Here is a 14,631-nt window from a genome sequence, read left to right as displayed (position 1 = left end):
GAGTTCTTATGACAAGCCATTCCAGGATCGACGTACTGATTTGCGGAGCCGGTGCATGTGGCCTGACCCTCGCCGTTGAGCTGGCACGCCGCGGTATCACATTCCGGCTCATCGAAAAAATGCCTGTCCCCTTTCCGGGTTCGCGCGGGAAAGGTATTCAGCCACGGACTCAGGAGGTATTCGAAGACATGGGTATCCTGGACAAGGTGGTGGCAGCCGGAGGCCGGTACCCGCGACAGCGCAGTTATTTCGACGACGGCAGCTACACCGAGTCTGATATCGCTGTGCAGGTCAGTCCGACATCTGAAGAGCCCTACCATCTTCCCTTGATGGTTCCGCAGTTCATCACCGAGCGTATTCTGCGTGAACGACTTAATGAGCTGGGGCACCGGGTGGAGTTCGGCCTTATGCTGACTGATTTCGTGCAAAAAGAATCGCATGTTACCGCCCGTCTGGCAGGACCGGATGGCAGGGAAAGTATGGTCCATGCCAGCTATCTGGTCGGCACGGACGGGGGAGGAAGCCTGGTGAGGAAGACGCTGGGCGTGGATTTTCCCGGAAAAACACTAGATGTGCATGCCCTTGTGGCTGATGTCGCATTAACCGGACTCAGCCGTGATGTCTGGCATCAGTTCGGCGGGGGCAATATGCAGCGCATGCTTACATTTTGTCCGCTTGCGGGAACCGACCTCTTTCAGATACAGGCCCCGGTCGCGGCAGATGCACCGGCTGACCTGTCTGCCGCAGGGCTGACCGCGCTGACTGGCGCACGTACGGGGCGACAGGACATCATCGTGCAGGCGGTGGCGTGGGCCTCGGATTACCGGATGAGAGCACGGCTCGCCAGACGCTATCGCGTGGGCAGAGTATTCATTGCCGGCGATGCCGCCCATGTGCACCCCCCGACCGGTGGGCAGGGCCTTAATACCAGCGTGCAGGACGCGTACAATCTGGGCTGGAAGCTGGCCGCCGTGCTGCACGGCGCACAGGAGGATCTTCTCAACAGCTATGAGACTGAACGCCGCCCAGTTGCCGCAGACATGCTGGGCCTGTCCACCCGCCTGCTCGATGAGCACCGGCGGAAGGGAACGTTCCGCCGTGGGCGAGAGGTCAGCCAGCTTGATACGGGCTATCCGGGGTCGCCGCTGTCAAAAGAGCGACCGGAGCGTAAGGCGGGTTTGCGGGCGGGTGACCGTGCTCCGGATGCGGGGTTCTGTGGTGCTGCGGGTCAGCCTTCACGCCTGTTCCTGTTATTCCGGGGGACGCACTGGACACTGCTGGTCTGTGAAGCCCGTGAGGTGAACATCCGGTCACGCCCAGGGCTGCACATTCATTATATCGGGCCGGGGGGCGACATCATCGACAGCCGGGGAGAGATTCGCGATGCCTACGGACTCAGCCCCGGCGAATGTGTGCTTATTCGCCCTGACGGGTATATCGGCGCATTCCTTCACACCGATCTTATTGCTGAACTCGATTTATATATGGCTGGCATGGGATCTTCCCTGGCGGGGGTGCGCTTATGATGAGAGCAGCGTTTGTGTCCGCAGAGGGAAAGGTACCCGTTCTGAGGGAATCTGATATTCCTGTTGCCGTGGGTAATGAACATATTATCCGGGTAAAGGCTGCCGCGATCAGCCATGTTGTCAGGGCCAAGGCGGCAGGTAAACACTACAGTTCAGATACGAGTTATCCTTTTACAGCCGGAATCGATGGTGTGGGACTGCTCAGTGATGGTCGCCGGGTTTATTTTGCACTACCACGCGCACCCCACGGGAGTCTGGCTGACATGACCGTGGCAGATCCTGCGTTATGCGTGCCCGTGCCTGACGAGGTTGATGATCTGACTGCTGCCGCTATCGTCAATCCCGGCCTGTCATCCTGGATGGCCCTGACTGAACGCGCCGGGCTGAAGCCCGGCGAAACCGTGCTTGTTAACGGGTCCACCGGTACGTCAGGGCGACTTGCAGTACAGATAGCCCGTCACCTCGGCGCAGGCCGCATTATCGCCACCGGTCGAAACGTCTGCGCTCTCAGGGACGTTGAGGCGCTCGGGGCGGATGTAACCATTCAGCTTGATGCGGATACCCGGAAGCATGAAATGAAATTCCTGCAGGCGTTCCGTGAGGGCGTCGATATTGTCATTGACTATCTGTGGGGCCCGAGCGCTGAGGACCTGTTGATGGCCGCCGCCAGAGCCGGCCGGGAAGCGTTCCCCCTGCGCTACGTCCAGGTCGGTTCAGTTTCTGCTCAGGAAATCACGCTACCCGGCTCGGTTCTGCGGGCCTCAGCGACGCAAATCATGGGCAGCGGCCATGGCAGTGTCCCCATGCAACGCCTGATGGACATAGCCGGTGAAGTGCTGCTCGCCACCGTTCCTGCCGGGCTTCACATCGCCTGCAGCCCGGTTCCTTTCTCAGACTTTGACCAGGCATGGCTCCGGGATGACAGCATGTGCCGTACCGTCTTTACTATGGATACCGGGGGTGAGGGTGATGGCAACTGATCGCTCGCCGAAAACGGCCAGAGACAGAATGAGCAGCCAGGAATGGCAGCGGTGTCTGCCGGTTTACGTGATAGTCAGCCTGTATGCAGCTGGGATGGCCGCCGTTCTGCCGGTGTTACCCTTCTACGTGCGCGACATGGGCGGTTCTCCGTTCACTCTGGGGATGGTCGTGGCCACCGAAGCCCTGAGCCAGTTCACCTCCGCGCCCGTGCTGGGCCAGCTGTCTGATCGTTTCGGACGTAAAAGAATATTGCTGGTCAGTCAGCTTACCGGCTCCGTCAGCCTGCTTATGCTTGCGGTTGAGCCGGGGATCGTCATGGTCATGTTTGCCCGGGCCCTGTTCGGAATGACTGCCGGGAATATCCCGGTTGCGGCGGCCTGTATCGCCGAATATACCCTGCCGGCGTACCGGCGCCAGACTATGGGTATCCTGACCGGGAGCGTGGGGCTGGGCGGCATTGTCGGGGCAGCTCTTTCCGGTCTGTTATCAGAATACTCACTTGCCACGCCTTTATTTGCTGCCGTCATCCTGACCCTTGTCGCCGCCATCGTGACGTTCTTCCTGCCCGACAACGGCCCGGTGGTTTCCCTACCGGTGAAAGATGCCGGTTCAGCAGGCGTTTCGTTCAGGGCCGTGCTGATGTCGCCCGTGATCCGTACCCTGATTATTGTGATGCTGTGTCACTGTTTTGCTTACGGCCTGTACAGTTCACAGATGCCTGTTTTTCTCGGGGAAACGTTTATCTGGGAGGGTCATGCGTTCGGAACAAAACAGCTCAGTTATATCATTATGGCGGATGGCATCATCAATGTCCTCGTCCAGATATTCCTGCTGGGCTGGCTGAGCAGATATGTTACGGAGCGGAATCTGATTCTTCTCATCTTTACGTTAATCGGTTGCGGGTTCGTGGTTGCCGGCCTTGCCGGCACTATCCCGGTACTGGCCCTTGCGGTGCTGTGCATCAGTACGGGAGATGCGCTGGCGAAGCCCACCTATCTTGCTGCGCTGTCCGTTCACGCTCCACCGGAACGACAGGGTGTCGTGCTGGGAAGTGCGCAGGCTATGAACGCAGTCACGGACATATTCTCACCCCTGCTGGGTGGATTTATTCTCGGCTACGCACTTTACGGTATCTGGCTCGGCACAGCCGTATCCGCCGCCATTGCCGGGGCCGTCATGGCGTTGATATATCTCCCCAAGGGTATTCCGGAGGCGGTTGCGGCTAAGACCGGGGTCAGAACACAGGCAGGTGAATAACCATCCGGCAGGCTGTCAGGAAGGCGGAGTCAGAAAGGGGCTGGCACATAATTTTATATTAAAGAGGGGTATCAACCGGAAACCAGTTAACAGGCCAAGAGGAGCAGGAAGGAGGCTGTGACATCCGCCTCCCTGGCGGGTGCCTGTATCTGGGTACAGCTTGTCTTTGATAACCTTAAGGCGACGCTTGCCGCAACCGGATATACGTTTGACGATCTGATTGATTTTACAACCTTTCATTCAGACCCGGAAAATCCACTTTCAATAATTATGCAGATGAAACAAACGATTTTCCCTAAGCCTCCTTTTCCGAGTTGAACGGCACAAAATGTGACATGGCTGGCGGGGTTTAATTTTGAAATTAAGGTAATTGTACGGGTTTCGGCACATCAGTAATGGACATCTCCTGCGCAGATATCATGGGGAAAAGCTAAACGGGGGTCTGGCTCTGACAGACGATTAGATCGCTGTAAGCGGTGGATGCACAGTGAGAAGCCAGCCCTGTTAAGTTTTCTGACAAGATATTCCTGTCTGTCACAAAGGGGGCAGGTCAAAGTTATAGTTGGGCCACGTTTAAATATAAAATTCGCTTTGCGCCATAGCAGATAAAAATCTCGTCTATAACACATCATGTTTACCATTAAAACGGGATGCTGACGCCCAGCTTATGTATTTGCGAACTGTATGCCTTTAGGCTCATCCATCGATGGCAATACCAGGAATGTGAGCCTCGTTAATAAAATCCGGATCTATTTCCTCCCACAATTGGCCAACCTGGACCTCTATTGGATTTTCCATGGCGCTTACCTTTATTCTTAATTAGCTTAATTTTCTCAAGTGACCTACCCGTTCGGATTAAAAGGATTTCATCCTCAAGACCCTAATCTTTGAGCGCACATATGATAGGACGGTATTTGAGTGGTACAGGTTTTGCTTTTACCACAGTGATTCCTTATCAATCATCCATTGCTAACGGTCGAGGTCCGCATTAAGACGAGACTTCCGGCGCTGTAAACCAGCTCTCTGCGCTCAGGAAAAGACATAGCCGCTATGTAGGGGAAAACACCATTGTTCACATATTGTAAACGGTTAAGGGCGGTGCTATTATGTTCACATAATGTAAACGGATGGAACGACCGCAAGATGCACGTAATTTCAAAAGAGCCTTTTGAAGAAGCGGCAAAGCAATATCCCAACGATTCGTTAGCCGTTCGGGCGCTGTACCGCTTAGTCCGCGAGACGGACTTCTCTTCTCCAGCTGAGATGCGAACGCTGATACCGAGCCTGGACAATTTTAAGTATCGTAATAAGTGGTGGGTGTTGGATGTAGGGGGCAACAACTTGAGGGTTATCGCCTATATCAATTTCGTGAATAAACGCTTCTATGTGAAGCACATCGCCACCCACGCTGATTACGACAAGTTGACCCGCTATTACAGGGAGAACAAAGAATGATTACCGACACTGCAAAAGCCATTGAAGCAACCAAACAACTCATAGCTGCTGTCCCCTTCCTGGGGGGCAGTTCGTCCGAGAGCGATTACCGCGAAGCGATGGAGTTGGTGGACTATCTGATCGAAAACGACGACGAGAACCCGCTTATTGACTTCCTTGCGAGTAAAATTGCTGACTATGAGGATAACAGCCCTCGTTTCGCTGAATTCAACAAGGCTATCGCTGAAATGCCGGTCGGCGTTGCCCTTCTGCGCACCCTGATTGACCAGTACAGGCTGTCTTATTCTGACCTTAAGGAGGAGATCGGCTCTAAATCGCTGGTTAGCCAGATTCTCTCTGGTCAGCGGTCACTGACAATCATGCACATTAAGGCGCTGTCTGCTCGTTTTGGTGTCAAACCAGAGTGGTTCCTTTGACTGTCACGTAGCCCATAAACATCTTCTCTGCTGCTCTGGTGATTTTCCTGCAATCGCCAGAGCGTCAATGAACGGCTGCTTTTCCAACGCGAACTGATCAGCCAACTGCTCCAGTCCCTTGTTTTTCTCTTCCTCTTCCTCTTTCTGTAACGCTGTCTCTTTCTTGGCGGCAAGCTTCTTCTGGTTATCAGAGAATTTTCTGGCTTTAGTCAACTGGGTGTAAGCACCCCAGCTTTTGTTCCACGCACTTTTTGAGAGTTCCGTTTTTTCAGCCATCAGCCGGTACTCTTCCGGCGTCAGGTTGTTCAGGGATTCATGAGGCTGCTCGTTGTTATATTCCATCAGCCAGCGCTCTGTAATTTCCCGTACTTCATTCAGTGTTTTGAACAGGTAAAAATCAAGGATTTCAGTCCGGTATGTCCGGTTGAACCGTTCGATAAAAGCATTTTGTGTAGGCTTCCCCGGCTTGATAAATTCGAGCATCACGCCGTGTTCTTTGGCCTGAATCGCCACGGGTTTAACAGACACCTCAGAGTCATTTAAGATGGCTTAAAGAGAGGTGCCCATGAGCGGTAAGCGTTATCCCGAAGAGTTTAAAACTGAAGCAGTCAAACAGGTTGTTGATCGCGGTTATTCTGTTGCCAGCGTTGCAACACGTCTCGATATCACCACCCACAGCCTTTACGCCTGGATAAAGAAGTACGGTCCGGATTCTTCCGCTAATAAAGAACAGTCAGATGCTCAGGCCGAGATCCGCCGTCTCCAGAAAGAGCTGAAGCGGGTTACCGACGAACGGGACATATTAAAAAAAGCCGCGGCGTACTTCGCAAAGCTGTCCGACTGAGGTACGCCTTTATCCGTGACAACACCTGTTGCTGGCCTGTTCGCCTGCTCTGTCGGGTGCTGGATGTTCATCCCAGTGGTTTTTACGCCTGGCTTCAGCAGCCGCATTCACAACGCCATCAGGCAGACCTGAGACTGACAGGACAGATTAAACAGTTCTGGCTGGAATCGGGATGCGTCTATGGTTATCGCAAAATCCATCTGGATCTGCGGGACAGCGGGCAACAGTGCGGAGTGAACAGAGTCTGGCGACTGATGAAACGTGTCGGGATAAAGGCTCAGGTCGGATACCGGAGCCCGCGGGCACGTAAAGGCGAGGCCAGTATCGTGTCGCCCAACAGGCTCCAGCGACAGTTCAATCCGGATGCTCCGGATAAGCGTTGGGTAACGGACATAACCTACATCAGGACCCACGAAGGCTGGCTGTATCTTGCCGTGGTTGTTGATCTGTTCTCACGCAAAATTATCGGCTGGTCCATGCAATCCCGGATGACAAAGGACATTGTCCTGAACGCACTGCTGATGGCTGTATGGCGCCGTAATCCCCAAAAACAGGTGCTGGTTCATTCGGATCAGGGCAGTCAGTACACAAGCCATGAGTGGCAGTCGTTCCTGAAATCACACGGCCTGGAGGGCAGCATGAGCCGTCGCGGTAACTGCCATGATAATGCGGTTGCAGAAAGCTTTTTCCAGTTGTTGAAACGCGAACGGATAAAGAAAAAGAGCTACGGAACGCGGGAAGAAGCCCGCAGCGATATTTTTGATTACATCAAAATGTTTTATAACAGTAAGCGTCGGCATGGTTCCAGCGATCAGATGTCACCGACAGAATATGAAAACCAGTATTATCAACGGCTAGGAAGTGTCTAGATTATCCGTGGCGATTCATCAATGGTCTGGAGGAGATCTTGGTCAGTATGCCAGCTGGCTCAACTGGGATCCTGCCTCTGTAAAGAGTCCGGCTTGGGGAAGTTCACCCATAGAACGACAAAAGGCTGATGGAACATGGTTCAACAGCGTAAACTGGAACCTGTTCAAGGCATCTGATATGCCTATAAAACTTACTAATATCCGGTTCAATGTACAGGCTAGGCCATATGATCAAAAAATCACTGGCGGAGCAACATGCAGTATTCCAGCTGGCTCAACAACCTGTACCGTCTCTTTGCCCCAGGATATTATAAATGGCACTACCGGCTATCTTCATAGTGGCTATGAAGTAAGGTCAACCACCGAAGCAACCTTCTTTGCCCCTATATGGGAGAATATAGCCTGGCATACACTGGGTCCCTCCGTCACTGGATTTGATTACAATGAAACCACCAACATTCTCCAGGTTTACGTGAATCAACCTGGAGATGGTTCATATTTCGACCATGTTTATGTAAATCGAGTTTGGTTGTCAGATAAAAACCGTAACAACGCAGAAATAAGCGTAACCGGCAAACAAACAGGTAGAAATATGGCGTCTGGGAACTACACGTATGAGTTCAACATGAAAGAGGTACCAGAAGGCAGTTATAACGTGGTAATTAATGCCCAAGATACATTCAACAATACCGGTAACCTCCCTTATCAAACTGTTGTCGTTGATAATACAGCACCATCTGTAAGTATTAGCTACGAAGGAAAACCGATCAGCAAAAACGTAACAGTATATGGGCTGGAGAACGTCCGTATACAGCTCACCGATGCTCTAACTAAACCATCCTTAAGCCGTATGACTCTTCGCGGTGGCCCTGTTTCTGATGCGGTGGAATTGTCTTGGGTGAATCTGGGAAACAACCTGTATGCACCTAATTATCCCAAGATCTTTCCGTCTCTTAATGAAGGCGAAACATACACTCTCACAGTTCAGGCCAAAGATGAGATGAACAACGTTAAAGAAAGCTCAGTCGAATTTAACTACCTTCCAAACAATCTCGTCAGGCTAGAGAATCTGAAAACCTTAGCTGTCAATGCTTCTCTCAAAACATCTGACAATACTCCTCTGGCTGTTCTGTATGCCAGCCAGCTGCGTAAAAAGGATGGTTCAATCGCTACAGGGCTTCAGGACGCAGTGCTTACTGTCCGTAAGGACGCTGCATTCGGCGTGACTGTAAATGGTGTTTCTGCGATGCCAGGTGAAAGCAAAGAGCTTCAACTGGATTTGGGGCTCGGGGACAGCCGTAGCTTTCCTATTTTCCCTGCTGTATCCGGCCTTACAGGCAGATCTGAGTTCATGATTAACATTGAAGAATTAAAATAAAGCAGGGCTGTTTTGCTGAAGCACAACGGCCGTCTTCTGATGCGCCGTAGCCCATGTTGTTGCAAATCAGTCCGACGTTCATTGCGTAAGTAACGCTTACTGCGGACCATGGTAGTGATTAGACTCACTACCATGGTCATTTCACCACATATCTTCTCTGCATTGCTCTTGTTGGGCAGACTAGTAACTCGTCACTAAATTGCAGCTTTTGTCTTGCTAAGTCGCTGGTATAACTGCACTACGAAATCGTCAAAAGATTTTATCCCTCATGTAGATCCAATAAATGATCCCAAAGGTGCCAGAGAGTACAAAGAAGATCCCGGTACGCTGTAGGCCGCATGGTTACTGGGCTGGAGCATTGTCACTGACAACAGTAGCGACATAAGTGACAACGGGAGTGACTTAAAAGACAATGGTAGAGACTATTTCGACGTTGGTAATGATTTTAAGTGACAATGGTAGTGAGGTTAGACTTAAACTTCCACTGTGAGGTAAGGTGACTCGCATTATTTAAATAAATTATTACTTTCAATTACTTGCGACACGAGTCTGCATGTATGCTTCTATTTCTCAAAAATTTATCCACCGAAAATGCCTGTGGCTGTGATTTAGCTTTGACGACAGTTTTTATGAGGGAGGCAAGTTGAGACCTGTATAAGAACTAAGCATTTATTTATCCCCATTTTCCACAAGGTAGTTCCAATAATTAGTACCTTAGTGTTCCTGATAGATCAAAAGAGATCCCCGCTGCCTCCAGGCCAGACGGCACAAGGCCTGAGACGTGATCAGTGACAACAGTAGTGATTATTTTGTCATTGGTAGTGATTATTATAACGTTGGTAATGAGTTTTTTGACATCAGTAGTGATCAGAGCGACAATAGTAGTGACTTTTCATTAGATCTTTTTAACTTGATCTGATCCGTTGTTGATAAGAGTTGCAGGTCATTGTATGCAAAGAGTTTTTGCCAAGTTTTAATGAGTGGAGTCGTTTTTTTAGGTAGAACTTATGCACAGATATGGATCATCACAATGACCCATCCAGTGACATAGAGTTCGCTGGGGCTTACTATTCACCAATCTGTTTACACATTCAGTGATAACTTATTATGACTAAAGAGAAAGATACTGAGCAGCAGGACCTGGTCACCAGGGCTTTCTCTGTTAGAGAGAAAGAATCAGGTAAAGACATCATTTTGCGTCCTAACAGCAACCGTACGGTGCAGTCTATTGCTTTGATGCGGCTCGGGCTGTTCGTCCCATCACCAAAGAGTGTGGGGCGTCAAAATCGGGAATATAAAACGGTTGGCTTTGACGCAACGAAAGAGTTACAGACGCTCTCTTTAATGGAGAGCGAGGGGTTCACCAATATTTCAATTGTCGGTGAGCGTCTTGATATGTCAGTAGATTTTAAGACGTGGATGGGCATCATTCGAACCTATGCCAATCATCCGATTAACAATGACACGATAAGCTTAAAATTCACTGAATTCCTCAAGCTATGTACGCCTGAAAATTATCGCTCATCTACAGCGTCCAGAAAACGTATAGACGCCTCCTTACGCAGGTTAGCATCCGTTACCTTGTCGTTCACCAGTAATAACTCGTCCAAAGTCTATACAACGCATCTGGTACAGTCTGCCCTGTTAGACCCGGAATCAGATCAGGTTGTCCTTCAGGTTGATCCTAAGATTTTCGAGCTCTATCAATACGATCATAAGGTTTTGATGCAGCTGAAGGCAATTAAGGAGTTGGCCAAGAAGGAAAGCGCCCAGGCTCTCTATACGTTCATAGAGTCATTACCGCCAAATCCTATACCGATATCCCTTACTCGGCTGAAAAATCGTCTGAACCTCAAAACACGAGCAAATAGTCAGAATGCTACCGTGAGAAAGGCTCTTGAAGAGTTGGCATCGATAGGATACCTCCAGTACACCGAAATTAAGAAAGACGGAAAAGTATACTTCCAGATTCATAAGCGGGATCCCGATCTGAATTTGAACAATACTCAGCCTCCTTTAGAAGTGGTTGAAGATGAAGAAGAGAACTCAGGGTCTTCTGTTTTAGAAGGTGAGTTATGCCCACCAGCTGACCCGATAGACGGCGATGATGTTCTTACCGTCCATGATTTAACCGCTGAAGAACTGCGCTATATTCGTAGTCTTCGAAGCCAGAAAAAGAACAGCAACGCCAGCTAAAGTTAACCCGGCGGTTCAGGCTCCGGGTGCTAAATTACTTCTTCGATTTTCGTTAGTCCCAGCCCGCTCTTTCACGTCAACGGTAATGAGTCAAAAGTCATTACCGTTGTCATTGTTCTCTACCACCCTATGTAGATCGAGATTGCGAATTCAACGCTTTCTCCTGAGTCACCTGTTAACACCCGGTTTCTACGCTTTACTTCATTGGCCAGTACATCCAACGGAAAATATCGTAACGGGGTGACAATGGCAGTGAGTTGACCCACTCACTACCATCGACATTCAAATCCCGGCTTCTCTGGTAGCTATAGTGACAATGGTAATGATGTGTACCTTACTGGCATTGTCATTGTCCTCCGAGTGTGCGTTCAGCTTTGGGAGGACACCGGAACTTAATGCGGCGAGTCACGGCCATTGTGAATCTCGATTGGATTGGCGAATACGGCTTCCGGTTGGGCCAGATGTCAATGGTTATGCTTCATCCAGCTCATTACTGTAGTCATTGCCGTTCAGCTGAGCTGATGCTCCTCTCATTCTATGTGGCGACAACGGTAGTGAGCCCAGAAAGTGACTACCGTTGTCATGGCCGTCCAGTAGAGCGGGTCAACCTCTTAAATCACAGGGTGACAACGGTATTGAGCCCAGAAAGTCACTACCGTTGTCATGGACGTCTGGTTAAGCGGATCTACCTCTCAATTCACAGGGTGACAATGGTAGTGAGCCCAGCAAGTCACTACCGTTGTCATAGTCGTCCCGTTGAGCAGATCAACCTCTTAACTTACAGGATGACAACGGTAGTGAGCCTATTAAGTCATTACCGTTGTCATTGCCATCCAGAAGAGCGGATGATCCTCTCAATTCATACGGCGACAATGGCACTGAGCCCAGCAAGTCACTTCCGTTGTCATAGCCTTCCAGAAGAGCAGATGAGCCTCTTAATTAACAGGGTGACAACGGTAGTGAGCTCATTAAGTCATTACTATTGTCATGGCCGTACAGCTGAGCTGATCATCCTCTCAATTCACACGCCGACAATGGTAGTGAGCTATTAAAGTCACTACCATTGTCATAGACGTCCAGTTAAGTGGACCATCCTCTCAATACACACGGTGACAACGGTAGTGAGCCATTAGAATCACTACCGTTGTCATTGCTTTTCAGGTGCACTGATAAGGCTCTCAATAGACACGACGACAATGGCAGTGAGCAATTAGAGTCACTTCCGTTGTCATTGCTTTCAGCTGAGCTGATAAGGTACGTCATTTACACGATGACAATGGCAGTGAGCCAATCGAGTCACTACCGTTGTTAATGCCGACCAACCGAGGGAAGGGTCCGCTCAAAGAACTGAGTGACAACAGTAGTGAGATCATCCAATCACTACCATTGTCAGCTTAAACCTGTAGGACGAAGAGGCTTGTCCGATAAAATGACGACAATGGAAATGAGCCTATCCATCACTACCACTGTCATTAAAGTCCAGCGGTTCAACGTTAATCAGTAGCTCCGGATGACAATGGTTGTGAGTCAGGCAATTCCAAGCATTAGGTGACAGCAGCGTAACACCTCTAAGCTCACTCCTGTTGTCAGGGGTTAGGGTATTGAGTCTCTACCGTCGTCAGTGTTTCTGAGACACCAGTATTGCAGATCACTACAATTGTCACTTAAGTATCGACGGGGGAATAGATGCAAGTGACTGGCTAACCAGTACCAGTTTAGATTCAAAACGATCCCATCTTTGTGGATGCACTTGAGTAAGCTCGTATGACGATATGTCAGAGAAGTGACAACGGGAGTGAGTTGCCGGACTCACTACCGTTGTCATCCCCGGTTGAAGGAAGAGGATCCCCGGGGCTGTATATTTACCGGGTATCTTTACTCAAGGGTTTCGACACTCACTCCCATTGTCGTAATCAACGAGTGTGCATTGTCTTTTAAAAGCATCGCTGGAAACGTACGATTAAAGTAACTTTTCTTTCGGTTCTTCCTTGCGAATCTCTGAAGACGTACTGGCTGATCGGAGTCAAGGAGGGCAGTAAAATTGAAGCCGTCAGTTTTACTGTCGGCTCCGGGTAGTTACTTCAACTCGTCGATCTGAATCATGAATTCTGAGGGGCTTTGTTGAATAAATCAGATTTCGGGTAAGTCTCCCCCGTAGCGGGTTGTGTTTTCAGGCAATACGCACGCTTTCAGGCATACCTGCTTTCGTCATTTTGTTCAGCGCTCGTACCAGGGCCATAGCCTCCGCAACCTGACCATCGTAGTCACGCAGCGTCAGTGAACCCCCGAACAGCTGTTTTACCCGGTACATCGCCGTTTCCGCTATCGAGCGACGGTTGTAATCTGTTGTCCATTTCCACCGCGCATTACTCCCGGTCATTCGCTGATTAGCCACTGCACGGTTACGGTCTGCATATTCACCGGGCCAGTAACCCGCACCTTTTCGGGGTGGGATAAGCGCGCTGATTTTCTTACGCCGCAGTTCATCGTGACAGAGCCGGGTGTCGTAAGCGCCGTCTGCCGATGCTGCCCTGATTTTTCTGTGAGTCTGCCGGATAAGACCCGGGAAGGCTTCTGAGTCCGTCACATTGTTCAGCGACAGGTCTGCACAGATGATTTCATGTGTGTTGCTGTCAACTGCCAGATGCAACTTTCGCCATATACGACGGCGTTCTTTGCCGTGTTTTTTGACTTTCCATTCGCCTTCACCAAAGACCTTCAGCCCGGTGGAATCAATCACCAGATGCGCGATTTCACCTCGGGTGAACGTTTTGAAACTGACATTAACCGACTTTGCGCGCTTGCTGACACTGGTGTAATCCGGGCAGCGCAACGGAACATTCATCAGTGTAAAAATGGAATCAATAAAACCCTGTGCAGCCCGCAGGGTCAACCTGAACACGCGTTTAATGACCAGAACGGTGGTGATGGCGAGATCAGAATAGCGCTGAGGTCTTCCCCGTGATGAAGGCGTTGCCGACTCATACCAGGCCTGAATAGCTTCATCATCCAGCCAGAAAGTTATGGAGCCACGGTTGATGAGGGCTTTATTGTAGGTGGGCCAGTTGGTGATTTTGAACTTTTGCTTTGCCACGGAACGGTCTGCGTTGTCGGGAAGATACGTGATCTGATCCTTCAACTCAGCAAAAGTTCGATTTATTCAACAAAGCCCTGGTCACTGTGCGGAAAAGATCCTCACCCAGAGTGGAGAAAGATGTCAGTAGATGAGTATCAGAAATTTGGACGCTCTGAAATGCTGCGTTATGCCACACCAGGTGAAATTCTCAGGGTGGCATCCGCTATTGGCCAGCCAATGAGCTTCCTCGATGGCAACCCTGCGTTTTAGCCCGAACCCTGGCGACGCCTTTTAAACCGGCGTCATTCTTTTTACGAGCAACAGACGGAGAAAAAATGAATCTGAACGAACGAAGCACGAGCGCAGCAACGCCAGATTTGAGCCGACTTTATCTCATTTCCGGGCGCATTATGTTTGATGATGATGATCAGGCCTACCTGGTCGAAGCCGACTCCCCTGGTGATGCAGAGGAGGCTTTCCGGCATCATATTGCTGACAGTGCCGACGACTTAGAAAAGGTGATTATAGTTTCCTCTACAAGTTTCGCTTCAGCTCACAGCAGTCGCGTAATTTGTCGGCCTGCCGTGAAGTAATTTCAACTTCCAATGATATTTCCCTCTTTATAAAAGCCGC

The 14,631-nt window shown here is 50.2% G+C and carries 10 protein-coding genes and 2 pseudogenes; 10 read left to right on the top strand and 2 right to left on the bottom strand.

All coding sequences use genetic code 11. The features are described 5' to 3' along the window. The first annotated feature begins 8 nt into the window (after window positions 1-8). The 6 genes and pseudogenes from MX657_RS22675 to MX657_RS22650 all read left to right on the top strand — a co-directional run bounded on the left by MX657_RS22675 (window position 9) and on the right by MX657_RS22650 (window position 5,635). Window positions 9-1,526, top strand: a complete 1,518-nt coding sequence (locus tag MX657_RS22675) for an FAD-dependent oxidoreductase (protein ID WP_102752376.1) — start codon at window positions 9-11, stop codon at window positions 1,524-1,526. 263 nt (window positions 1,527-1,789) lie between these two features. Beyond that, window positions 1,790-2,506 carry a zinc-binding dehydrogenase gene (locus MX657_RS22670; protein ID WP_234888890.1) on the top strand — a complete coding sequence of 239 codons (717 nt, stop codon included), beginning with the start codon at window positions 1,790-1,792 and terminating at the stop codon, window positions 2,504-2,506. Further along, entirely contained in the window at window positions 2,496-3,764 is a 1,269-nt protein-coding gene (locus tag MX657_RS22665) for an MFS transporter (RefSeq protein WP_346808606.1), read from the top strand. Before MX657_RS22670 ends, MX657_RS22665 begins: the two co-directional genes overlap by 11 nt. Before the next feature lie 153 nt (window positions 3,765-3,917). Then, window positions 3,918-4,160: pseudogene (locus MX657_RS22660) on the top strand (Rid family hydrolase); the annotation flags it as partial. Between the two features lie 747 nt (window positions 4,161-4,907). Next, on the top strand, window positions 4,908-5,219 hold the full coding sequence (locus tag MX657_RS22655) for a type II toxin-antitoxin system HigB family toxin (RefSeq protein WP_045898923.1): 312 nt from the start codon (window positions 4,908-4,910) through the stop codon (window positions 5,217-5,219). Further along, entirely contained in the window at window positions 5,216-5,635 is a 420-nt protein-coding gene (locus tag MX657_RS22650) for a helix-turn-helix domain-containing protein (protein ID WP_102752378.1), read from the top strand. The genes MX657_RS22655 and MX657_RS22650 overlap by 4 nt, the downstream gene beginning before the upstream one ends. Window positions 5,636-5,917: 282 nt before the next feature. On the opposite strand, the pseudogene MX657_RS22645 reads toward MX657_RS22650, so the two are convergent. Then, window positions 5,918-6,130, bottom strand: a pseudogene (locus MX657_RS22645) (integrase core domain-containing protein); the annotation flags it as partial. Between the two features lie 70 nt (window positions 6,131-6,200). On the opposite strand from MX657_RS22645, the gene MX657_RS22640 reads away from it, so the two are divergent. From MX657_RS22640 to repHI2, 3 genes are all read left to right on the top strand, one after another. Then, a protein-coding gene (locus MX657_RS22640) for an IS3 family transposase (RefSeq protein ID WP_159413223.1) occupies window positions 6,201-7,348 on the top strand; the annotation gives its coding sequence in 2 pieces (ribosomal slippage) (window positions 6,201-6,438 and window positions 6,438-7,348; 1,149 coding nt in all). Window positions 7,349-7,355: 7 nt separating this feature from the next. Further along, window positions 7,356-8,726 carry an Ig-like domain-containing protein gene (locus MX657_RS22635; RefSeq protein WP_258004138.1) on the top strand — a complete coding sequence of 457 codons (1,371 nt, stop codon included), beginning with the start codon at window positions 7,356-7,358 and terminating at the stop codon, window positions 8,724-8,726. Between the two features lie 1,107 nt (window positions 8,727-9,833). Then, entirely contained in the window at window positions 9,834-10,922 is a 1,089-nt protein-coding gene (gene repHI2, locus MX657_RS22630) for an IncHI-type plasmid replication initiator protein RepHI2 (RefSeq protein WP_000159528.1), read from the top strand. 2,170 nt (window positions 10,923-13,092) lie between these two features. On the opposite strand, the gene MX657_RS22625 is transcribed toward repHI2, so the two are convergent. Beyond that, window positions 13,093-14,061 carry an IS5 family transposase gene (locus MX657_RS22625; protein WP_185953913.1) on the bottom strand — a complete coding sequence of 323 codons (969 nt, stop codon included), beginning with the start codon at window positions 14,059-14,061 and terminating at the stop codon, window positions 13,093-13,095. 272 nt (window positions 14,062-14,333) lie between these two features. Between MX657_RS22625 and MX657_RS22620 the strand changes: the two genes are divergently transcribed. Then, window positions 14,334-14,591: a hypothetical protein gene (locus MX657_RS22620; RefSeq protein ID WP_001052325.1), complete on the top strand. Its 258-nt coding sequence runs from the start codon at window positions 14,334-14,336 to the stop codon at window positions 14,589-14,591. Window positions 14,592-14,631 lie beyond the last annotated feature (40 nt).

Origin of the sequence: Enterobacter chuandaensis, from assembly GCF_039718975.1 — a bacterium.
Taxonomy (GTDB): Bacteria; Pseudomonadota; Gammaproteobacteria; order Enterobacterales; family Enterobacteriaceae; genus Enterobacter; species Enterobacter chuandaensis.
The sequence above is the reverse complement of the archived record's forward strand: the minus strand, read 5'-3'. Positions and strand labels throughout refer to the sequence as shown.